The organism is Micromonospora sp. NPDC047740 (assembly GCF_043204735.1).
Taxonomy (GTDB): Bacteria; Actinomycetota; Actinomycetes; order Mycobacteriales; family Micromonosporaceae; genus Micromonospora.
Genome location: NZ_JBIDCT010000005.1, coordinates 331320 through 353079 on the forward strand (window position 1 = coordinate 331320; position 21760 = coordinate 353079).

Consider the following 21760-nt stretch of genomic DNA (forward strand, 5'->3'; position numbering starts at 1 on the left):
AGAATTCATAAACGGGCGAGTGGGTCGAGCGGTGGTGACGCGTCCCACGCCGGGATCCGCTGTCCCGGGCGGCGGCTTCCCGGCAGGATCGCGGACATGCGTGCTCAGCTGACCGGGACGCCGGCCGCCGGCGGGCCGGGAGCGGACCGGCAGGACGAGCCCGACCTCGGGCACCACGGCGACGCCGAGGCGACCCCGGGGCTGGTCGACCTGGCCGTCAACGTCCGCCGCGCCCCGATGCCCGACTGGCTGGCCGACCCGCTCGTCGCGGCGCTGGGCGAGCTGGCCGCGTACCCCGATCCCGGTCCGGCCCGGGCCGCCGTCGCCGCCCGGCACGGGCGTACCCCGGAGGAGGTACTGCTCACCGCCGGCGCGGCGGAGGGCTTCGTGCTGATCGCCCGGGCGCTGCGCGACGCCCGGCGACCGGTCGTGGTGCACCCGCAGTTCACCGAGCCGGAGGCCGCGCTGCGGGCTGCCGGGCACGCCGTCGAGCGGGTCCTGCTCGACCCGGCCAACGGCTTCCGGCTCGACCCGGCCCGGGTACCCGCCGACGCCGACCTGGTGCTGGTCGGCAACCCCACCAACCCCACCTCGGTGCTGCACCCCGCCGCGCAGGTCGCCGCGCTCGCCCGCCCCGGCCGGGTGCTCGTGGTCGACGAGGCGTTCGCCGACACCACCGTCGCCCCTGGCGTGGCCGGCGAACCCGAGTCCCTGGCCGACCGCCGCGACCTGCCCGGCCTGGTGGTGGTCCGCAGCCTCACCAAGACCTGGGGGCTGGCCGGCCTGCGGATCGGCTACCTGCTCGGCGAGCCGGCGCTGCTCGCCCGGTTCGCCGCCGCCCAGCCGCTGTGGGCGGTCTCCACCCCCGCGCTCGCCGCCGCCATCGCCTGCGCGTCCCCGGCCGCCGTGGCGGCCGAGCGCGCCATCGCCGCCGGGCTCGCCGCCGACCGCGAGCACCTGGTGGCCCGCCTGTCCGGCCTCCCCGGGGTACGCGTCGCGGGCCGCCCGGCCAGCGCGTTCGTCCTGGTGCACCTGCCCGGCGCCGCCGGGGTGCGGGAGCGGCTGCGCGAGCGCGGCTGGGCGGTACGCCGGGGCGACACCTTCCCCGGGCTCGGCCCGGACTGGCTGCGGATCGCGGTGCGCGATCCGGCGACGACCGACGCGTTCACCGACGTGCTGGCGGAGATCCTGGAGGCATGATGCTGGAGTCCACCGTGGCGGCGATCCGGCCGCTCGACGAGACCGCCATGGCGGCGGCCCGCGAGCTGCAGGGCCGGCTGACCAAGCCCGCCGGCTCCCTCGGTGCGCTGGAGCCCCTCTCCGTACGGCTCGCCGGGCTGGCCGGGGCCTGCCCGCCGCCGCTGCCCGAGCCGGCCGCGGTGGCCATCTTCGCCGGCGACCACGGCGTGCACGCCCAGGGCGTGACCCCGTGGCCGCAGGAGGTCACCGCACAGATGATCGGCAACTTCCTGGCCGGCGGCGCGGTGGTCAACGCGTTCGCCCGGCAGGCCGGCGCCTCCGTCACCGTGGTCGACGTCGGCGTCGCCACCCCGCTCCCGGTCGACCCGGCGGACGCCGCCGACCCGGCCGGGCCCCGGCTGGTCGCCGCGGCCGTCCGCCCCGGCACCCGGGACATGACCGTGACCGCCGCGCTCACCAGGGACGAGGCGCGGGCGGCGGTGGAGACCGGCATCCGGATCGCCGGGGAACTGGTCGACGCCGGGGCGGGCATCCTGCTGACCGGTGACATGGGCATCGGCAACACCACCCCGGCCGCCGCGCTGGTCGCCGCGTTCACCGGGGCCGACCCGGCCGAGGTGACCGGGCGCGGCACCGGGGTGGACGACGGGACGTACGCGCGGAAGGTCGGCGTGGTGCGGGCGGCGCTCGACCGGCACGCGCCGGACCCGGCCGACCCGCTGGGCGTGCTGGCCGCGGTCGGCGGGCTGGAGCACGCCGCGCTGACCGGGCTGGTCCTGGGGGCCGTCGCGCGCCGGGTGCCCGTGCTGCTGGACGGGGTGATCGCGGTCAGCGCCGCGCTGGCGGCCGCCGCGTTCGCACCCGACGCGGTCGGGGCGATGGTCGCCGGGCACCGCTCCGCCGAGCCGGGCGCCACCGCCGCCCTGCGGCACCTCGGCCTCGACCCGCTGATCGACCTCGGGCTGCGCCTCGGTGAGGGCACCGGCGCGCTGCTCGCGCTCCCGGTCGTCACCGGCGCGGTCCGGGTGCTGCACGAGGTGGCCACCTTCGACTCGGCGGGCGTGGCGGAGAAGTGACTAGTCCTTACCCTCTTGGGCTGCGGCTGGCCGGCCGGCGGGTCGTCGTGGTGGGTGGGGGAGCGGTGGCCACCCGGCGGGTGCCCGCGCTGCTCGACGCCGGCGCGGACGTCCTGCTGGTCGCGCCGGAGCTCACCCCGGCGCTGCGGGCGCACGCCGACGCGGGCCGGCTGCACTGGGTGCCGCGCCGCTTCGCCCCCGCCGACCTGGACGGTGCCTGGCTGGTCCAGGTGGCCGTCGACGACCGGGCCGCCGCGGCCGCGGTCAGCGCTGTCGCCGCCGAGCGCCGGATCTTCTGTGTCCGCGCCGACGACCGGGCGGCGGCCACCGCGTGGACCCCGGCGGTGACCCGGCACGGCCCGGTCACCGTCGCCGTGCTCGGCGGCGGCGACCCGCGCCGCGCGATGGCCGTCCGGGACGCCGTCCGCGACCTGCTGAGCGTGCGTCCCCAACCGTCCGGTAGGACCGGCGGCGCACCCGGACGGGTGGCGCTGGTGGGCGCGGGGCCGGGTGATCCGGAGCTGATCACCGTGAAGGGTTGGCGGTTGCTCACCGGGGCGGACGTGGTGGTCGCCGACCGCCTCGTCCCCGGGCTGCTCCTCGACGAGCTGCGCCCCGACGTGGAGCTGGTCGACGCCTCGAAGATCCCGTACGGGCCGTCGCGCGCGCAGGAGGAGATCAACCGGATCCTGGTGGACCGGGCCCGGGCCGGGAAGTTCGTGGTCCGGCTCAAGGGCGGCGATCCGTACGTCTTCGGCCGGGGCGGGGAGGAGCTGCTGGCATGCGCCGAGGCGGGGGTACCGGTGACCGTGGTGCCCGGGGTGACCAGCGCCGTCGCCGTACCCGCGGTGGCCGGTGTGCCGGTCACCCACCGGGCGGTGGCGCACGAGTTCACCGTGGTCTCCGGCCACCTGGCCCCCGACTCGCCGGCGTCCCTCGTCCGCTGGGAGGCCCTCGCCGGCCTGCGCGGCACCCTGGTCGTCCTGATGGGCCTGAAGAACCTCGCCGCGATCAGCGCCACCCTGGTCGCCCACGGCCGCCCGGCGGAAACCCCGGTGGCCGTGGTCCAGGAGGGCACGACCAGCGGCCAGCGGACCCTCCGCTCGACGCTCGGCGCGGTGGCGGTCGACGTGCTCGAGGCAGGTGTCCGCCCGCCCGCCATCGTCGTCATCGGCGACGTGGTGGGGGTGCTCGACGTCTGACCCCTGGTCCGGGGCGTCGGGGTTTCCGGGGAGCCCGCTCGCTCCGGGCGGTCAGGCTTGATCCTCCGCGAGCGGGCTCCCCGGAAACCCGGTCGTGGGTGGGGGCCATCCGTCGCTGTGGAGGAACAGTAAGACGGCGGCCGGAGACTCCTCGTCTCCGGCCGCCGACCTCGCTGGTCAGGTCACTGCTTGAGCATGTTGTCCAGCAGCAGGGCGCAGCGGATCAGGCCGAGGTGGCTGTACGCCTGCGGGTGGTTGCCCAGGCCGCGCTCGGCGAGCGGGTCGTACTGCTCCGGGAGCAGCCCGGTCGGGCCCGCCGTGTCGATCATCTGGACGAACAGCTCCTCCGCGTCGGTGCGCCGGCCGGTGCGCAGGTACGCCTCGACCAACCACGCCGTGCAGATGTGGAAGCCGCCCTCCCGGCCGGGCAGGCCGTCGTCCCAGTGGTACCGGTAGACGACCGGGCCGCTGCGCAGGTCCGCCTCGATCTTGAGCACGGTGGACAGGAAGCGCGGGTCGTCGCCCGGGAGCAGCCCGGACAGGCCGATCCACAGTGACGAGGCGTCCATGTCCTCGTGCCCGTACGCGACGCTGTACGCCTCGGCCACCTCGTGCCAGCCGTACTCCAGCACGTTCGCGGCGATCCGGTCGCGCAGCTCCACCCACTCCGGCCGGTCCTCGTGGCCGTGCTGCCGGACCACGTGCAGTGCCCGATCGACGGTCATCCAGCACATGACCTTGGAGAAGATGTGGTGCCGCGGCGGGAGGCGGGCCTCCCAGATGCCGTGGTCGGGTTCGTGCCAGCGGCGGCGGACCGCCTCGACCATGTTGTCCAGCACCCGCCACTCGTCCTCGCGGACCGAGCCCCGCGCGTCGGCCACCGCGGCGATCAGGTCGGCGATCGGGCCGAAGACGTCGAGCTGCAGCTGGTGGTTGGCGAGGTTGCCGACCCGGACCGGTCGGGAGCCGGCATACCCGGGCAGGGTGTCGATGACCGCCTCGGCGCCCAGTTCGTACCCGTCGACGGTGTAGAGCGGGTGCAGTCGCTCCGGGTGCCCGCCGGTGCGCTCGACCACGCCGTCGATCCAGCGCAGCAGCGCCTCGGCCTCCTCGGTCGAGCCGAGGTCGACCAGGGCCCGCGCGGTCATCGACGCGTCCCGCAGCCAGCAGTAGCGGTAGTCCCAGTTCCGGACGCCGCCCAGCTCCTCGGGGAGCGAGGTGGTCGCCGCGGCGAGGATCGAGCCGCTGGGCTCGTGGCAGAGCGCGCGCAGGGTGAGCGCGCTGCGGGCGACCAGGTCCCGGGCGGTGCCGGGCAGCCGCAGCCCGGCCACCCAGTCCTTCCAGGGCTGCTCGGCGGCGGCCTGCCGCTCGTGGATCGGCACCGTGTGGTGTTCCAGGCTCTGCGTGCCGAAGCGCAGCTCCAGCACGACCTGCCCGCCGAGCGCGGACAGGTCGACCACGGCCTTTGCCGTCTCGTTCACCCCGTCGCTGGTGACGTCCCAGTTCAACCCGGGCGAGTAGAGCGCCATCGGCTCGTTGGAACCGAGCACCAGCAGGCCGTCGTCGATCGGCTGCAACTGCACCGCCACCTGGCCGAACTCGGGCCGAGGGGCGAAGTCCACCCGGGCCCGGCCGGTGCCGGTGAGCACCCGGACCAGCGTCGAGTCGCCGGTGACGACGGCCGGACCGTCCGGGGTGGTCTCCGCCGCCGGCACGTCCAGCCAGTCGGTGACGGTCAGCCCGGACCAGCGGGTCTCCACCGTCATGGTGCCGCTGCGGTAGCGCTGACCGAGCGGGATGCCGCCGCGTTCCGGCGAGATGCTGAAGTGCCCGGCCGGGCTGCCGCCGACCAGGTCGGCGAAGATTGCCGCCGAGTCCGGCTTCGGGTGGCACAGCCAGGTGATCTTGGCGTCCGGGGTGAGCAGCGCGACGGTCCGGCCGTTAGCCAGCATCGAGTGCCGCTCGATCGGCACCGCGCGTTCGCCGAAGAGCCAGTGCCGCCGGGTCTCCAGCAGCAGGCCCAGCGCCCGGGCCGCCTCGATCGGCTCGGCCACCCGGTAGTCGGCCTGGGTGTCGCCGGGGCCGATCTTGATGCCGACGTCCGGGCCGTGCAGGTTGCCGAAGGCGTTCTCGTCGGTGACGTCGTCGCCGATGAAGAGCACCGCGCTCGCCGCGAGCTGGGTGCGGAGCTGGTCGACGGCGGTGCCCTTGTGGGTGGCCACCACGGACAGCTCGATGACCTCCTTGCCCTGCGTGACGGTCACCTCGTCCCAGGTGGCCGGGCCGCTGCGCACCGCCTCGACGGCGGAGGCGGCCACCTGCGGGTCCACCCCGCGGGTGTGCATCGCGACGCTGGCCGGCTTGCGTTCCAGCCGTACGCCGGGGTGGTCGGCGGCGATCTGGCGCAGCGCGTCCCGCAGCCGGGTCCGCACCGCGATCAGCTCGGGGGAGAGCCGCTCGACGAAGCCGATGTCGAACTCCGAGCCGTGGCTGCCGACCAGGTGCACCTCGCTGGGCAGCCGGGAGAGCGTGGCCAGGTCGCGCAGCGCGCGCCCGGAGACCACCGCGACGGTGGTCTGCGGCAGCGAGGCCAGCGCGCGGACCGCGGCCACCGACTCGGGCAGCGGGACGGCCTTGCTCGGGTCCTCGACGATCGGCGCGAGCGTGCCGTCGTAGTCGCAGGCGACCAGGAGCTGCGGAACCCGGGCGATCCGGCCGATGGCGGCACGCAGCTCGGGATCCATGACGGGGTGGGTGGCGGTGCTGGGGGAGTTCACGCCGCCTCCGCATCGGGCACGCCGAGTTCGGTCAGGAACGACTTGGCCCAGTGCCCCACGTCGTGGGTGCGCAGGTGGCGTTGCATTATCCGCATCCGGCGGCGGGCCTCGGGTTTCTCGACGTGCACGGCGCGCAGCAGCGCGTCCTTGACCGCGTCGGGGTCGTGGGGGTTACACAGGAAGGCCTGGCGCAGCTCAGTGGCGGCGCCGGCGAACTCACTGAGCACGAGCGCGCCGCCCTGGTCGGCGCGCGATGCGACGTACTCCTTGGCCACCAGATTCATTCCGTCTCGCAGCGGGGTCACCATCATCACGTCTGCCGCGACGTACATCGCGGCAAGTTCGGAGCGACTGTACGACTGATGCAGATAATGCACCGCCGGCACGCCGACCCGTCCGAATTCACCATTAATCCGGCCGACCTCCCGCTCGACCTTCACTCGAAGTGCCTGGTAGTGCTCCACCCGTTCCCGGCTCGGCGTGGCCACCTGCACCATGACGGCGTCCGGAACTGTCAACTTTCCGTCAGCCAGGAGTTCGCGGAAGGCCTTGAGCCGCAGCTCGATGCCCTTGGTGTAGTCCAGCCGGTCGACGCCAAGGACGATCGTCTTCGGGTTGCCCAACTCCTCGCGGATCTGCTTGGCCCGGGCCTGGATCGCCGGGTCCTCGGCCAGCCGCTCCATCTCCCGGGTGTCGATGGAGATCGGGAAGGCGCCGGCCTTCACCTGCCGGCCGTCGACCTGGATCATCTGCCCCTCGTAGCGCAGCCCGAGCAGGTGCCGGGCGAGTCGGACGAAGTTCTGCGCGGCCAGCCGCTGCTGGAAGCCGACCAGGTCGGAGCCGAGCAGGCCGCGCAGGATCTCGGTCCGGAACGGCATCTGCATGAACAGCTCGATCGGCGGGAACGGGATGTGCAGGAAGAACCCGATCCGCAGGTCCGGCCGCAGCTCGCGGAGCATCGCCGGGACCAGCTGGAGCTGGTAGTCCTGCACCCAGACCGTCGCGCCCTCGGCCGCGACGTCCGCCGCGGCCTCCGCGAACCGGGCGTTGACCAGCCGGTACGTCTCGCGCCAGCGGCGCTTGTAGACCGGGGTCTCCACGGCGTCGTGGTAGAGCGGCCAGATCGTCGCGTTGGACTGGCCCTCGTAGTAGCGCTCCAACTCCTCGGCGCTCAGCGGCACCGGATGCAGCCGGATCCCCTCAAGGTCGAACGGCTCCGGCGCGGCCCCGGTGCCGCCGGCCCAGCCGACCCAGGTGCCCTGGTGGTCGGCGAGTACCGGATGCAGCGCGGTGACCAGCCCGCCCGGGCTCCGCCGCCACTGCCGTCCTTCGGGTGTGCTCACCTCGTCGACCGGCAGTCGGTTCGCCACTACGACAAAGGAGCTACGGACGGTCACGATCGGCCACCTCCGGGTGCTGACGGGTCCACCGCGATGAGCGTACTGAGCGTATCTGCGGCGTCTGTTCCCCCGTGCGGAGTCAGGTACCCGTCCCACCCCCACCGAACCACAGACGTGATCTTGTAGACAACCCCGACGAGCACCTCGACCAGTCGCTCGGGGCGGGGTGATGTGGGCGGAGCGGGCCGTACCTGTCAGGATTGACGGTGGCGTGCGCGTGGCCGGCCCCGGCCGGCGGCGGCGGGCGGAGATGCCGACCCGCGCCCGTGCCCGCGACCCAGACGCAACCGACGGAGGTAGCCCGCACCGTGGCCCAGTTCATCTACGTCCTGGAAAAGGCGCGCAAGGCGCACGGCGACAAGGTCGTGCTCGACAACGTGACGCTGAACTTCCTGCCGGGGGCCAAGATCGGTGTGGTCGGCCCGAACGGCGCCGGCAAGTCCAGCCTCCTCAAGATCATGGCAGGCTGGGACCAGCCGAGCAACGGCGAGGCCCGGCTGATGCCCGGCTACACCGTCGGCATGCTGGCACAGGAGCCGCCGCTGAACGACGCCAAGACCGTCCTCGGCAACGTCGAGGAGGCGGTCGCCGAGACCAAGGCCAAGCTGGAGCGGTTCAACAAGATCGCCGAGCAGATGGCCACGGACTACTCCGACGAGCTGATGGAGGAGATGGGCCGGCTCCAGGAGGAGTTGGACAACGCCGACGCCTGGGACATCGACTCCAAGCTCGAGCTGGCGATGGACGCGCTGCGCTGCCCGCCGCCGGACGCCGACGTGACCAAGCTGTCCGGCGGTGAGCGCCGCCGGGTGGCGCTGTGCAAGCTGCTGCTGGAGGCGCCCGACCTTTTGCTGCTCGACGAGCCCACCAACCACCTGGACGCGGAGAGCGTGCAGTGGCTGGAGCAGCACCTGGCCAAGTACGCCGGCACGGTCATCGCGATCACCCACGACCGGTACTTCCTCGACAACGTGGCCGGCTGGATCCTGGAGCTGGACCGCGGCCGGGCCATCGGCTACGAGGGCAACTACTCCACCTACCTGGAGAAGAAGGCCGCCCGGATGGCCGTCGAGGGGCGCCGCGACGCCAAGATGAAGAAGCGCCTCGACGAGGAGCTGGAGTGGGTCCGCTCCAACGCCAAGGCCCGGCAGACCAAGTCCAAGGCCCGGCTCGACCGGTACGAGGAGATGGCCACCGCGGCGGAGCAGACCCGCAAGCTGGACTTCGAGGAGATCCAGATCCCGCCGGGCCCGCGGCTGGGCAGCACGGTCATCGAGGTCAACAACCTCACCAAGGCGTTCGGCGACCGGGTGCTGATCGACGGCCTCAGCTTCTCGCTGCCGCGCAACGGCATCGTCGGCGTGATCGGCCCCAACGGCGTCGGCAAGACCACCCTGTTCAAGACCATTGTCGGGCTGGAGGAGCCGACCACCGGCTCGGTCAAGGTCGGCGACACGGTCTCGCTGTCGTACGTCGACCAGAGCCGGGCGGGTCTGGCCGGCGACAAGACGGTCTGGGAGACGGTCTCCGACGGGCTGGACCACCTCCTGGTCGGCAAGGTCGAGATGCCGTCGCGGGCGTACATCGCCGCGTTCGGGTTCAAGGGGCCGGACCAGCAGAAGCCGACCAAGGTGCTGTCCGGTGGCGAGCGGAACCGGCTCAACCTGGCGCTGACCCTGAAGATCGGTGGCAACGTCATCCTGCTCGACGAGCCGACCAACGACCTGGACGTGGAGACCCTCGGCAGCCTGGAGAACGCGCTGCTGGAGTTCCCGGGCTGCGCCGTGGTCATCTCCCACGACCGGATGTTCCTGGACCGGGTCGCCACGCACATCCTGGCCTGGGAGGGCGACGACCAGAACCCGGCCAAGTGGTTCTGGTTCGAGGGCAACTTCGAGGCGTACGAGAAGAACAAGATCGACCGGCTCGGCGCCGAGGCTGCCCGTCCGCACCGGGTGACCTACCGCAAGCTCACCCGTGACTGACCGCTTCGTCTACCACTGCACGCTGCGCTGGTCCGACCTGGACGCGTACGGGCACGTCAACAACTCGCGCTTCCTCACCCTCTACGAGGAGGCGCGGGTGGCGTTGATGTTCGCCGGCGGCCGGGCGTGGGGGGTGGGCTCGTTCGCCGACGGGGTGGTCATCCGCCGGCACGAGGTCGACTACCTGCGCCCGGTCGACTACGCGCTGGGCCGGGCCACCGCGGAGGCGGCGCCGACGGTCCGCATCGAGCTCTGGGTGGAGGAGCTGCGGGCCGCCTCGTTCACCGTCGCCTACGAGCTGTACGACGGCGAGGTGCTGGCCAGCCGAGCCCGGTCCGTCCTCGTCCCGTTCGACCTGGCGGCACAGCGGCCCCGCCGGATCTCCCCGGAGGAGCGGGCCTTCCTGCTCGGGTACGCGCCGGGGGTGGCGGAGTGAGCGCGCGGAGCGGCTCCGCGCGCCCCGCGGCCGGGAGCCGAGGGGGCGGCGTGAGCGTGCGGCGCGGGCCGGTCCGGGGAACGCCGGGAACCGAGGAGCTTGGGTGACCGGCCCGACGGCGGGGCACGGGCTCGACGGGGTGGCCGACGCGGGCGCCTTCCTGGCCCGGCTGGTCCGGCTGGACCCGGCCACCCTGGTCCGGCTCCGGCCGGTGCCCGGCGTCGGCCGTACCGCCCTCTGGGCCCGGTTGCCGTGGGGCGTCCTGGTGGTCCGCACGGTCACCGGAACGGCCCCGGGTGACGTCACCGTCGCCGCCGGGGAGCTGCTGGCCGAGCTGTCGGCCGGGGGTGCCGCGCTGCCCCGGCGTCGCGACGACGGCTGGCGCTGGCCGCTGCCGCCGCCGGCCAGTCGGGCGGTGGAGTCCCTGCCCGCCGAGGACGTACGCCGGATCGCCGCCGCAGCGGCCGGGACACTGCGCGAGGCGGCCAGGCACGGCGTGGCGGGCCGCGCGGTGGGGCAGCGCGCGCTGCGGGACGCGCTGCTGGACCACGTCGCCGTGGTGGTGACTCCGGACGACGCGCCGGACGCCCCGGTGGAGGTGCCGCAGCGGTTGGTGCAGGGGCTGGTCCGGATGGGCTTCGTCGGCACCGGCGACATCCGGGTACGCGTCGCCGGCCGATGGGTCGGTCTGGTCGGACCGTACGGAGCGGCCTGGTCGCGGAAGGTGGCGGAACTGAGCCTTACGCCCACAATCACTCATCCGAACGGATGACCCCGGATCATCCTTCCGGTTTGGTGCGCCCGTTGGGGGGATGCCTCAGCCCGGCTGTACGGGTACCGTCCATGCTCGGATCCAACGCACCGTAGGCGGCTGGATCCGCTGGGGAGTGAGGTGCGCGAGCGATGCCGTGGTGGTCATGGCGCCCAGGTCCCGCCAGTGGCGGCGATCCGGAAACTCGAACCGGGATCACAGTGGAGGAAACCGTCCGGGTCGGACCGCCGACCCCCCGCCAGCCGGGGGACGACACCCCGGCCGCCGAGCGGCCCGTGATCGCGGACATGCCGGCAACCGTCGCCCCGGTCACCCTCCGCCGGGTCTGCGACGCGCTCGACCTGCTCGACGTGCGTTACCTGGCCGACGGCGACGGCAACCTGCTGGCCATGTGGGAGCGGCACGCGGTGCTGGTCACGCTGGAGGGGCCGGACGACGAGATCCTGGTGATGCGGGCCCGTCCACACGCGACGGTGCCGCCGGACTGGGCCGACCGCGCCTACCGCGTGGTCAACGAGTGGAACCACACTCGACGGTTCTGCAAGGCGTACATCGGCGACCCGACCGAGCGCGGCCAGCTCCCGATCTACGCGGAGCTCCAGGTCCCGCTCGGCGCCGGCACCCACGACGCGCTGCTGGTCGAGATGCTCGACTGTGGCGCCGCGGTGGCCACCACCTTCGTGGACTGGCTGCACGACGAGGGCGCCCTGCTCTGACCGGTCGGCCGGGGCCCCCGGGCCCCGGCGCCGCGCGATCCGCTGCCGTCAGGCCCCGGCGGCCGGGTCCTCCATCACGTTGACCATGAAGTACGCGGCCCGCTCCAGGTAGTCCCAGAGCGCGTCGGCGATCTCCGGCGGCAGGTCCAGCCGGTCCACGGCGCGCCGCATGTGGCGCAGCCAGGCGTCCCGCTCGGCCGCCCCGATCCGGAACGGCGCGTGCCGCATCCGCAGCCGCGGGTGGCCACGCTGCTCCGAGTAGGTGTGCGGGCCGCCCCAGTACTGCATGAGGAACAGGGTCAGCCGGTCGGCCGCCGGGCCGAGGTCCTCCTCCGGGTACATCGGCCGCAGCAGCGGGTCATCGGCCACACCCGCGTAGAACTCGTCCACCAGCTTGCGGAAGGTGGGTTCGCCGCCGACCGCCTCGAAGAGGGTCATCGACTCGCCTGGGGAATTCACCCTTCCATCCTGCCAGGTGCCGATTGCGCAACCGCCGTGCCCACCGGCCGGCGGGAGTCAGGTCACCCCACCGCGTGCCGGCGCCGGCCCCGCTCACCGGAGCGGTTGCCGATCACGCCGGACGCGCCCGTCATGGCCGGGGTGTGCGGGTCTGGGCCGGCGGCGTCCCGGGCGACCGAGTCGGCCTCGGCCGCCGCGACGGTCGCGGCCACCGTCTCCGGGCGCGGCCAGGTGAGCACCGCCAGGAGCATCAGCCCCACCCCGGCGGCGCTCCACACGCCCACCACCGTGGGGATGCTGAACCGTTCGGCGAGCGCCCCGGTGACCAGCACGGCTCCACCCTGGGTGATCTGCGTCCCACTGGCCATCACGCCGAACGCCCGGGCCCGGTAGCCATCGGGCAGGGCGCGGACGAACAGGCCGTTGGCCACCGGCAGCAGCCCGCCCACCGCGAAGCCGCAGCCGGCGGCGAGGAGCGCCACCAGGAGCGGCGGCGGGTCGAGCAGGGCGGGAACGAGCGCCGCCGGGGCGAGGACCGCCAGCGGGCGGATCAACGCCACCCGGCGGCCCGGGGCGACGAGCCGGCTGATCAGCAGCCCGCCGAGGATGTAGCCGACCGGGTTGGCCGCCATGATCACCGCCTGGGCGGTGCCAGCGTCCATCGCGCCGTCGGTCCGGTCGGCGGCCCATGGGGCGGCCAGCCCCTCCGGCACGATCGAGAAGACCACCGCGCTGAACACCACCACGGCGATGGCCCGCAGGACCTGCTGACCGAAGACGATGCGGAAGCCCTCACCGGTCTCCCGCAGCAGGTGGCTGCGGTGCGCGGCGGTCATCGCGGGCGGCCGGTCCCGGAGGCCGAACCGGCACAGGGCGGCCGACAGGCCGAAGGTGGCCGCGTTGATCAGCAGGGCGACGTTGGGGTCGATCGCGGCGATCGCCGCGCCGAGCAGGTAGCCGACGACCTGGGCGGCCTGGGCGGTGCTCGCGGTGACCGACAGGCCCAGCACCAGCCGGTCGCCAGTGAGGATGTGCGGCGTCAGCGCGGACCGGGCGGCCTGGCTCGGCGGGTTGGCCAGGGTGGCGGCGAAGATCAGGGCGAGGATCGCCCAGGGGGGCATCACCGGCACGGCCACCAGTGCCATCAACGCCATCCGGATGACGTCACAGATCACCATGACCTGCCGGTACCGGTGCCGTTCGGCCAGCGCGGAGAGCAGTGGACCGCCGATCAGCCAGGGCAGGTAGCTGGCCGCGAACGCGGCGGCGGAGAGCGCCACCGAGTCGGTCTCCCGGTAGACCAGGACCGTGACGGCGGCTTTGGCCAGGTAGTCGCCGACCCAGGAGAGGGTGCTGGCGGTGAAGAGGGCGCGGAACTCCGACTGGCTGAACACGTCGCGGAAGGTGGCCGAGCCCTCCTGGGCGGGTCGCTCGTCGGACACCGTCGCCTCCATCGTCCCCGGGCCGACCACTCGTGGTGGGACCGACCGGGAACCGTCGTCAGGTTTACGGATCAGCGAGGACACGAGCACGCTCCGACCGGAGCGTGCTTACCGGATTCTGCCCGATCGTCTGACAACTGGCTAGGGTGAACGGATTGATCGTCGCATCTCCGACTGAACGATCGGACGATACCCGAGGGGCCGCTCGGCGCGCGACCCCCGCCAACCGCCGGCCCCGCAAGGGCCGGGTGGCGGCCGATCTCAGGTCGCGCCGCCGGTGCCCGTCTCCCCGGGAGTCGGGACGTTGGGCGGCAGGCCCGGGTAGAGCCGGGCCGCCGCGATCCGGGCGGTGATGCCGGAGTTCTCCAGCGCCTCGGCCAGCCGGCGGCGCAGCTCGCGGCCGACGGCGAACTGCCCGTCGGCGGTCGTCTTGACCACCGTGCGGATCACCGCCCCGTCCACCGTCATCTGTTCGACGCCGAGCACCTCCGGCGCCTCGACGATCTGGGATGCCAGCTCCGGGTCCATCGCCACCGACGCGGCCGCCGTACGCAGCACCGCGCTGGCCTCCTCGGTGCCGGCGAAGCCGATCGGCAGGTCCACCACCACCAGGGCCCACCCCTGGCTCTTGTTGCCGACCCGGACGATCTCGCCGTTCCGGATGTACCAGAGCACGCCCCGGCCGTCCCGGACCGTGGTGACCCGCAGGCCCACCGCCTCCACCACGCCGGTCGCCTCGCCGAGGTCGACGGTGTCGCCGACGCCGTACTGGTCCTCGATCAGCATGAACAGGCCGGCGATCAGGTCCTTGACCAGGCTCTGCGCGCCGAAGCCGAGGGCGACGCCGGCGATGCCGGCGCTGGCCAGCAGCGGGGCCAGGTCGAAGCTGAACTCCTTCAGCACCATCAGCAGCGCGATACCGAAGATGAAGGCGGTGACCATGCTGCGCAGCACCGAGCCGATCGCCTCGGCGCGCTGCCGCCGCCGCTCCGGCACGAAGTCCTCCGGGTTCGCCCCGGCGCTGGGGATCCGCTCGCGCAGCGGCTTGAGCAGGGTGGGCACCGCGGTCTCGCTGGTCGTCCGGACGAGCCGGTTGATCGCCCGGTGCAACGCCCAGCGGGCGACGAAGGCCAGCAGCAGGATCAGGATGATCCGCAGCGGCTTCAGCACGATCCAGTAGCTGCCCTCGGCGAACCAGACTGAGCCGGTCAGCTCCAGTACCTGCTTGCACAGGGGGTCGGTCCGGCAGTCGACGGACGGACTCGGGCCGGGGTCGGGCGCGGCGGCCAGAACGCGGAGCATCAGGTCGGCGGTACTCACCCTGCTTTCGTACCGCACGGCTCCTGGGCGCCCGCTGCTGACCCACCAGGACGGGGGCCCGGTCACGACCTCCCGGTGAACCGGTCATCGTGGCACAGCCACGAAAGGTTCATGAGGGTACCCCGGATTAGTACGTGCAATCGCGGGTCCGATCAGGGACGATGGGCGCAGCGGACGTCGGTGATCCGGCCGGCGTCGGTGCGGCTCCCCGCTGCCTGCGGGGCACCCCCCGGCGCAAACAGCGGCAGGAGCGGCTGGACCGGGAGGGTGAGCACGATGCCTGACATACGACCCACGGCGGGCTCCGGTGCACTCGTTCTCAACGCCACCTACGAGCCGCTGTGTGTCGTGTCGGTGCGTCGCGCCGCGATCCTCGTGCTCTCCGCCAAGGCCGTCTGCGTCGCGGACGGCGACGGCGTCCTGCACAGCGCCCGCAACGCGCTCCCGGTCCCCTCGGTGGTCCGGCTGACCCGCTACGTCCGGGTGCCCTACCGCACCCATGTCGGGCTCTCCCGCCGGGCCATCTTCGCCCGGGACGGCTGGCGGTGCGCCTACTGCCGCGGCCCGGCCGAGACCATCGACCACGTCTTCCCGCGCAGCCGGGGCGGCCGGCACGCCTGGGAGAACGTGGTCGCCGCCTGCGCCCGGTGCAACCACACCAAAGGGGACAAGACGCCGGCGGAGCTGGGCTGGCGGTTGCACAGCCTGCCGGCGGCCCCGAAAGGGACGGCCTGGCGGGTTCTCGGGCACCGGGCGCCGGACCCGCGCTGGGCGGACTGGCTGGACCTGCGCGAGCCCGAGCCCGAGGCCGCCTGAGCCCGCTCACCGCCCGCCCTGAGCCCGGGCTCACGGGCCACGCGCCTCGACCAGTGACGCGTAGACCACCAGGTTGTCGGCGTATCCGGTCGCGCCGCCCACCCATCGGCCGCCGCAGGTGATCAGGCGTAGGTTCGGCTGGCTGAAGTCGCCAAAGATCTCGTTCACCGGCAACCGCTCCTTGCCGTACCGCTGCACGGAGGTGACCGCGAAGACGGCCACCGAGTGGTCCTCCCGGGTCACCTCGACCCGGTCGCCGTCGTCCAGTTTCTTGAGATCGTGGAAGACGGCGGGGCCGGTGGTGGTGTCGACGTGCCCGACGATCACCGCCGGGCCGTTCTGCCCCGGGGTCGGTCCCTGGTCGTACCAGCCGGCCTCGCCGGCCCGCTCCAGCGCGGGTACGGCGATGCTGCCGTCGGCGGCGATGCCGACCCGGTGCACCGGGGCACGCAGGCCGAGCTTGCCGATCGCGATGTCGGTCGGCGGGCTCGCCGCCAGCACCGGGAACTTCTTCGGCGGCGGCCGTATCCCGGCGAAGAGCCGGTCCGGCAGCACGGTGACACCGGTCACTCGCTCCACGCCGAGCATCGCGATGATCAGCACCATCAGCGTGCCGATCACCAGCACCGGGGCGCCGGGGCCGCGCCGCGCCGCGTACCGCCAGCGGGCGGCGGTCCGGGTGGGCCGGACCGGCGCGGTGCGGGCGCGCGGGTCGGCGGTGGCGACGCTGGCCGTGGCGGCCTGGCCGGCGGTGCGGGCGAACCGACGGGTCGCCCGGGTCACCAGCCGGAGCGAGGTCCGCAGCCTGCGGCCGGCCGTGCCGGGCCGGGTCCTGTGGGCGTCCCGGTTCGCCTGCGGCCGGACGTTCCGCACGTGGCCCACGCCCCGGGCGGGCCGGCCGCGGCCGCCGCCGATCCGCCGGGTGCGGCCGTCGCCCTGGATGCGCGGGCTGCCGTCGAGGCGGGCCGGCCGGCCGCCGATCCGCCGGGTGCGGCCGTCGCCGTGGATGCGGGTGCCGCGGCGACCGGGGGCCGGCGGCATGCGGCCGTCCCGACGGGCGGCCCGGCCGTCGCCCTGGATCCGCAGGCCGCGGCCCCTGCCGTCGATCCGCGTGGGGCGTCCGCCGGGGCCGGCCGGCACGGGCGCGCCGGTCAGGGCGGCGACACCGCCGGCTCCATCCCGCGTCGCCGGGGTGCGGCCGTCGCCGCGGATCCGCGGGCTACGACCGTCGTCCCGGGCGTCCGGCTGCCGGCCGGGTCGGGTCCGTGGGCCTGCCATGGCCGCACCTCGTCAGAAGCGCGACCCGGTCCTGCGGCGGGCGCCGACGCCGGCCACCACCGCCACCGCGACCAGTCCGCCGACCAGCAGCAGCGAGCCGGCGCCCCGGCCGCCCGCCGTGCCGCCCCCGCCGGTGGCCGGGCCCTTGCTGGGCTGGGCCATGTTCAGCACGGTCAGCACGGTCTGTGCGGTGTTCCCGTTGGAGCAGCGCAGGTCGACCGGGAAGTCACCGGCCTGCTTGTTGGCCGGGATGGTCACCGCCCCGGTGAGGAAGCCGTTGTCCGGTCGGAGCATCACCCGCCCGAAGGCGTCCGAGTTCACCTCGGCCTGCCGGTTGTTCGCGTTGTCGCAACTGGCCCGGATGTTCACCCGGGTGCCGGCCTGCGCGGGATTCGGCGTGACCTCGACGAAGACGTTCTCCCCGGCGCGGGCCGGCGTGGCGGTGATCAGGATGAACGCCCCGACCAGGGCGAGCACGCCCAGTACGGCGGACAGGGCGCGGTGTGACACGAGCCCTCGCATGGTTCCCCCCTCCCGGTGCGGCGCACCGGAATCCTGCTGACGGGCAGTGCCGGCTGCTTTCCCGCTGGCGCCGCGGCAAACCGGTGCGGGACCGCCGACCGGGGGATCACGCTCAGCGGCGGCGACCGGCCGACGATGAACCGGTGCGGGGCAGCGGGGTGACCGGGTGCCAGTCCAGCGGGGTGGAGAGCACCATCGTGCTGGACGGCTGGCCGTACGGGGCGAGCCGGTCGATGACCCGCTCGAACTCGTCGATCGAGCCCGCCGCGACCTTGAGCATGCTGCACGCGTCCCCGGTGATCCGGTGGATCTCCATGATCTCCGGCCAGCCCGCCACGTCCGGGTCGTTGAGGATGCACCGGGACCCGTAGCAGGACATCCGGATCAGGGCGACCACGGTACGGCCCGCCCGGGTCAGGTCCACGTGCGCGTGGTAGCCGGTGATCACCCCGGACTCCTCCAGCCGGCGGACCCGTTCGGCCACCGCCGGCGGCGACAGGTGCACCCGGCGGGACAACTCGCTGAACGAGAGCCGGGCGTCGGCCTGGAGCTCGCGCAGCAGGGCCCAGTCCATGTCGTCCACTGCGTGACCTTTCCTTCGTGAACCCGGGAGCCGTGCGGCCTTCAACACGACAGGTCAAACCACCGTACCGCCGTTGAACAGGCATTCCATTCGCGGATCCAGGAGCGGGATCATGTCGTCTACCCCGCGTACCGAGGGAGATGACGGTGGAACAGACGACGGCGGTTCGTCCGGCCACCCCGCAGCAGCGGGCGGCCCGGGCGGCGCGTAACGGTGGCGAGCCGACGCTGGAGTTCGCCGACCGGGTGCCCTACGACGCCTACGTGCGGGCGAGCACGCTGCACCGGTTGCAGGAGCCGCTCAGCGACGATCCGGGCGAGATGTCCTTCCTGATGGTCAGCCAGATCATGGAGCTGTACTTCGGGCTGACCTGCCACGAGCTGCGGCACGCCCAGCGGGAGCTGCGGGCCAACCGGATCTGGGAGGCGCTGCCCCCGCTGCGCCGCGCCGCCCTGCACCTGGAAGGGCTCAACGCCGCCTGGCAGGGGCTGCGCTGGATGACCCCGGCCGACTTCAACCGCTTCCGCGACCGGCTCGGCGAGGGCTCCGGCTTCCAGTCCGCCATGTACCGGCAGCTGGAGTTCCTGCTCGGCCTGCGCGACCCGGCCCTGATCCGCCCGTTCCGCCGGCAGACCGAGGTGCACGCGGAGCTGACCGCCGCCCTCGCCACGCCGAGCCTCTGGGACGACGTGATCGCCCTGCTCGCCCGGCGCGGCTTCGACCTCCCCGGCGAACTGCTCGACCGGGACGTGGCGACCGAGCACGACCCGCACCCCACGGTCGAGGCGGCCTGGGTGCGCATCTACGCCGACGGCGGCCCGGACAACCACCTGCGCCTGCTGGGTGAGGCGCTGACCGAGGTGGCCGAGCGGTTCGGCGACTGGCGCTGGCAGCACATCAAGGCGGTGCAGCGGACCATGGGCGCCAAGGTCGGCAGCGGCGGCTCGGCCGGGCTGGCCTGGTTGCAGCGCAGCATGGCCCGGGTGGTGTTCCCCGAGCTGTGGTCGGCCCGGACCGCGATGTGACCGGAGAGAAGGACATGCCCACCCCCGAAGAAGAAGCCCGCCGGCTCGACGCCGCCGACCCGGGCCACCGGCACCTGTTCCACGTGCCCCCCGCCGAGGGCGGGCGGTACCCCGAGGTGGCGTACCTGGCCGGCAACTCGCTGGGCCTGCAACCCCGGGCCACCCGGGACGAACTCCTCGCCGACCTGGACGCCTGGCGCCGGCTGGGCGTGGAGGGGCACCTGGAGGCGAAGCGGCCCTGGCTGCCGTACCACGAGCTGCTGACCGCGCCGGCCGCGCGCCTGGTCGGCGCGCTCCCGGCGGAGACCGTGGTGATGAACTCCCTCACGGTCAACCTGCACCTGCTGATGGTGAGCTTCTACCGGCCGGCCGGCGAGCGGACCCGGATCGTCATCGAGGACAGCGCCTTCCCGTCGGACAGCTACGCGGTGCGCAGCCAGGCCCGGTTCCACGGCCTGGACCCGGACGCCACCGTGGTCCGGTTGGCGCCGCGCCCGGGCGAGGACACCCTGCGCACCCAGGACGTCCTCGACTTCCTGGCCGCCGAGGGGCACACCGTGGCGTTGCTGCTGCTCGGCGGGGTCAACTACCTGACCGGCGAGCTGATGGACGTCCCGGCGATCACCTCTGCCGGGCGGGCCGCCGGTGCGGTGGTCGGCTGGGACCTGGCGCACGCGGTCGGCAACGTCCCGCTGGCGCTGCACGACTGGGACGTCGACTTCGCCGCCTGGTGCTCGTACAAGTACCTCAACTCGGGGCCGGGCGCGCTGGCCGGTGTCTTCGTTCACGAACGACACCTGGGCGACCCCGGCCTGCCCCGGTTCGAGGGCTGGTGGAGCACCGAGGCCGCCACCCGGTTCGAGATGACCCCGGTCTCCCGGCCGCCGGCCACCGTCGAGGCGTGGCAGATCTCCAACCCGCCGATCTTCGCGATGGGCCCGGTGCGTACCTCGCTGGAACTCTTCGACTCGGTCGGCATGCCGGCGCTGCGGGAGCGCAGCCTCCGGCTCACCGGCTACCTGGAGCGGCTGCTGGACGAGGTGACCGTCGGCCGGCCGCTGACCGTGGTCACCCCCCGCGACCCGGCCCGCCGGGGCTGCCAACTCTCCGTGCGGATCGGGGTGAGCGCGAGGAGAGAGCCGGGTTTGCGAGCCCCGCAGTCGCGAACGGAAGGGAGCAGGGTGAGCGCGAGGAGTGAGCCGGGTTTGCGAGCCCCGCAGTCGCGAACGGAAGGAAGCCGGGTGGGCAGTGCGAACGAGCTGACCAAGCGGCTGCGGCACGAGCACGGCGTGATCGCCGACGCGCGGGAGCCGGACATCGTCCGGTTCGCCCCGGTGCCGCTCTACTCGACGTACCACGACTGCTGGCGGGTCGCCGACGCGCTGGCCGCGACCGTGGAGGCCACCGCATGAGTAGGGAACGCGACGAGATCGCCGTCGTCGGGGCGGGGCTGGCCGGCTGCCTGCTGGCCTGCTACCTGGCCCGGCGCGGCTACCCGGTGGCCCTCTACGAGCGGCGGCCGGACCCGCGCAGCGGGCAGGTCGAGCGGGGCCGCTCGATCAACCTGGCGCTGTCCGAGCGCGGCCTTGACGCATTGCGCCGGATCGGGCTGGAGCGGCAGGTGATGGCGGACGCGCTGCCGATGCGTGGCCGGATGATCCACCCCGTCGAGGGGGAGCCGCAGTTCCAGTCGTACAGCGGCTCCGGCGACCGGGCGATCAACTCGATCAGCCGGGGCGCGCTGAACAACGCCCTGCTCACCGCCGCCGCCGCGCGGCCCGGTGTGCGGGTCGCGTTCGACCACCGGCTGGTCGGGCTCGACCCGACGACCGGGGAAATGACCTTCGAGACCCCGCAGGGCAAGGTCACCGCCACCGCGTCGGTCATCCTCGGCGCCGACGGCGCCGGCTCCGCCGTGCGCGGGCAGCTCCTCGGGTACGGCGCGCTGACCGAGAGCCTGGACTTCCTCGACTACGGCTACAAGGAACTCAGCATCCCGCCGATCGGCGGCGAGTTCGCCCTGGATCCGGGCGCCCTGCACATCTGGCCGCGGGGCACCTCGATGATGATCGCCCTGCCCAACCCGGACCGCTCCTTCACCTGCACCCTGTTCTGGCCCACCCACGGCACCGCGAGCTTCGCCTCGCTGGGCAGCCCGGCCGCCATCGAGCGGTACTTCCACACCCACTACCCGGACCTGATCCCGCTCGCCCCGAACCTGGTGGACGACTACCAGCACAACCCGGTCGGGGTGCTGGGCACGGTCCGCTGCACCCCGTGGCAGGTGGACGGCAGGGTGGGCCTGCTCGGCGACGCGGCGCACGCCATCGTGCCGTTCTACGGCCAGGGCGCGAACTGCGCGTTCGAGGACGTGGTCGAGCTGGACCGCTGCCTGGACGAGTGCGGCGACCAGTGGTCCGTGGCGCTGCCGCTGTTCGAGCAGCGGCGGCAGGCCAACGCCGAGGCGATCGCCCGGATGGCGCTGGCCAACTTCGTGGAGATGCGGGACAAGGTCGCCTCGCCGGTGTTCCAGACCCGCAAGCGGATCGAGCACGCCCTGGAGCGGGCGCTGCCCGGCCGGTACGTGTCGCAGTACGAGCTGGTCTCCTTCTCCACCACCCCGTACGCCGAGGTGCGCCGCCGGGTGCGCCGGCAGTACCAGGTGCTCGGTGCGGTCGCGGTCGGCGCGGTGGCGGCGCTGGCCGGCGCGGCGATGGTGCTCGGGCGAGGGAGGCGGCGATGAGGCTCTGG

The 21760-nt window shown here is 73.6% G+C and carries 20 protein-coding genes; 12 read left to right on the plus strand and 8 right to left on the minus strand.

The genetic code is table 11. From position 1 onward, the window contains the following. Positions 1-96: 96 nt before the first annotated feature. From cobC to cobA, 3 genes are read left to right on the plus strand one after another with little or no spacing between them, the layout of a single operon-like run. Complete coding sequence (gene cobC, locus ACGF4F_RS12545) at positions 97-1200, plus strand: Rv2231c family pyridoxal phosphate-dependent protein CobC (protein WP_357440956.1); 1104 nt, start codon at positions 97-99, stop codon at positions 1198-1200. Then, positions 1200-2276: a nicotinate-nucleotide--dimethylbenzimidazole phosphoribosyltransferase gene (gene cobT / locus ACGF4F_RS12550; protein ID WP_357441103.1), complete on the plus strand. Its 1077-nt coding sequence runs from the start codon at positions 1200-1202 to the stop codon at positions 2274-2276. The genes cobC and cobT overlap by 1 nt, the downstream gene beginning before the upstream one ends. Continuing rightward, on the plus strand, positions 2273-3478 hold the full coding sequence (gene cobA / locus ACGF4F_RS12555; protein WP_357440959.1) for a uroporphyrinogen-III C-methyltransferase: 1206 nt from the start codon (positions 2273-2275) through the stop codon (positions 3476-3478). Before cobT ends, cobA begins: the two co-directional genes overlap by 4 nt. Before the next feature lie 182 nt (positions 3479-3660). Here the strand turns inward: cobA and otsB are convergent, their stop codons facing one another. Beyond that, positions 3661-6222, minus strand: a complete 2562-nt coding sequence (gene otsB / locus ACGF4F_RS12560; RefSeq protein WP_387422710.1) for a trehalose-phosphatase — start codon at positions 6220-6222, stop codon at positions 3661-3663. A gap of 29 nt (positions 6223-6251) precedes the next feature. After that, complete coding sequence (locus tag ACGF4F_RS12565) at positions 6252-7652, minus strand: trehalose-6-phosphate synthase (protein ID WP_073836622.1); 1401 nt, start codon at positions 7650-7652, stop codon at positions 6252-6254. Between the two features lie 311 nt (positions 7653-7963). On the opposite strand from ACGF4F_RS12565, the gene ettA reads away from it, so the two are divergent. From ettA to ACGF4F_RS12585, 4 genes are all read left to right on the plus strand, one after another. After that, positions 7964-9640, plus strand: coding sequence for an energy-dependent translational throttle protein EttA (gene ettA, locus ACGF4F_RS12570; RefSeq protein ID WP_357440965.1), 1677 nt, complete (start codon positions 7964-7966; stop codon positions 9638-9640). Continuing rightward, entirely contained in the window at positions 9633-10076 is a 444-nt protein-coding gene (locus ACGF4F_RS12575) for a thioesterase family protein (RefSeq protein ID WP_357440968.1), read from the plus strand. Before ettA ends, ACGF4F_RS12575 begins: the two co-directional genes overlap by 8 nt. Before the next feature lie 103 nt (positions 10077-10179). Further along, positions 10180-10848, plus strand: a complete 669-nt coding sequence (locus ACGF4F_RS12580; protein ID WP_357440971.1) for a hypothetical protein — start codon at positions 10180-10182, stop codon at positions 10846-10848. Positions 10849-10979: 131 nt separating this feature from the next. After that, positions 10980-11564 carry a YbjN domain-containing protein gene (locus tag ACGF4F_RS12585; protein WP_357440974.1) on the plus strand — a complete coding sequence of 195 codons (585 nt, stop codon included), beginning with the start codon at positions 10980-10982 and terminating at the stop codon, positions 11562-11564. Between the two features lie 48 nt (positions 11565-11612). Here ACGF4F_RS12585 and ACGF4F_RS12590 read toward each other — a convergent pair whose 3' ends face one another. From ACGF4F_RS12590 to ACGF4F_RS12600, 3 genes are all read right to left on the minus strand, one after another. Beyond that, complete coding sequence (locus ACGF4F_RS12590; RefSeq protein ID WP_357441106.1) at positions 11613-12002, minus strand: globin; 390 nt, start codon at positions 12000-12002, stop codon at positions 11613-11615. Between the two features lie 83 nt (positions 12003-12085). Next, a complete protein-coding gene (locus tag ACGF4F_RS12595; protein ID WP_393077194.1) occupies positions 12086-13477 on the minus strand; it encodes an MFS transporter in 1392 nt (463 codons plus the stop codon). Positions 13478-13726: 249 nt separating this feature from the next. Continuing rightward, entirely contained in the window at positions 13727-14767 is a 1041-nt protein-coding gene (locus tag ACGF4F_RS12600; RefSeq protein ID WP_357441112.1) for a mechanosensitive ion channel family protein, read from the minus strand. Positions 14768-14946: 179 nt separating this feature from the next. Here ACGF4F_RS12600 and ACGF4F_RS12605 point away from each other — a divergent pair, with 179 nt between their 5' ends. Together ACGF4F_RS12605 and ACGF4F_RS12610 are read left to right on the plus strand one after the other, a co-directional pair. Next, the gene (locus ACGF4F_RS12605) at positions 14947-15069 is read left to right on the plus strand and encodes a hypothetical protein (protein WP_274534575.1); all 123 of its coding nucleotides are present in this window, start codon (positions 14947-14949) and stop codon (positions 15067-15069) included. Next, positions 15062-15601, plus strand: a complete 540-nt coding sequence (locus ACGF4F_RS12610; protein ID WP_073836615.1) for an HNH endonuclease — start codon at positions 15062-15064, stop codon at positions 15599-15601. The genes ACGF4F_RS12605 and ACGF4F_RS12610 overlap by 8 nt, the downstream gene beginning before the upstream one ends. Before the next feature lie 30 nt (positions 15602-15631). Here the strand turns inward: ACGF4F_RS12610 and ACGF4F_RS12615 are convergent, their stop codons facing one another. The 3 genes from ACGF4F_RS12615 to ACGF4F_RS12625 all read right to left on the minus strand — a co-directional run bounded on the left by ACGF4F_RS12615 (position 15632) and on the right by ACGF4F_RS12625 (position 17984). Beyond that, complete coding sequence (locus tag ACGF4F_RS12615; protein WP_357441115.1) at positions 15632-16405, minus strand: class F sortase; 774 nt, start codon at positions 16403-16405, stop codon at positions 15632-15634. A 486-nt stretch (positions 16406-16891) separates the two neighbouring features. Continuing rightward, positions 16892-17401 (minus strand): hypothetical protein, encoded by a 510-nt coding sequence (locus ACGF4F_RS12620; RefSeq protein ID WP_357440978.1) that lies wholly within the window; start codon positions 17399-17401, stop codon positions 16892-16894. A gap of 112 nt (positions 17402-17513) precedes the next feature. After that, a complete protein-coding gene (locus ACGF4F_RS12625; protein ID WP_357440982.1) occupies positions 17514-17984 on the minus strand; it encodes an Lrp/AsnC family transcriptional regulator in 471 nt (156 codons plus the stop codon). 140 nt (positions 17985-18124) lie between these two features. Here ACGF4F_RS12625 and ACGF4F_RS12630 point away from each other — a divergent pair, with 140 nt between their 5' ends. Genes ACGF4F_RS12630 through ACGF4F_RS12640 form a run of 3 tightly spaced genes read left to right on the plus strand, consistent with a single transcriptional unit; the run spans position 18125 to position 21752 of the window. Further along, positions 18125-19009, plus strand: coding sequence for a tryptophan 2,3-dioxygenase family protein (locus ACGF4F_RS12630; protein WP_357440985.1), 885 nt, complete (start codon positions 18125-18127; stop codon positions 19007-19009). 14 nt (positions 19010-19023) lie between these two features. Beyond that, entirely contained in the window at positions 19024-20421 is a 1398-nt protein-coding gene (gene kynU, locus ACGF4F_RS12635) for a kynureninase (RefSeq protein ID WP_357440988.1), read from the plus strand. After that, entirely contained in the window at positions 20418-21752 is a 1335-nt protein-coding gene (locus ACGF4F_RS12640; protein WP_357440991.1) for an NAD(P)/FAD-dependent oxidoreductase, read from the plus strand. Before kynU ends, ACGF4F_RS12640 begins: the two co-directional genes overlap by 4 nt. The last annotated feature ends 8 nt before the right edge of the window (positions 21753-21760 follow it).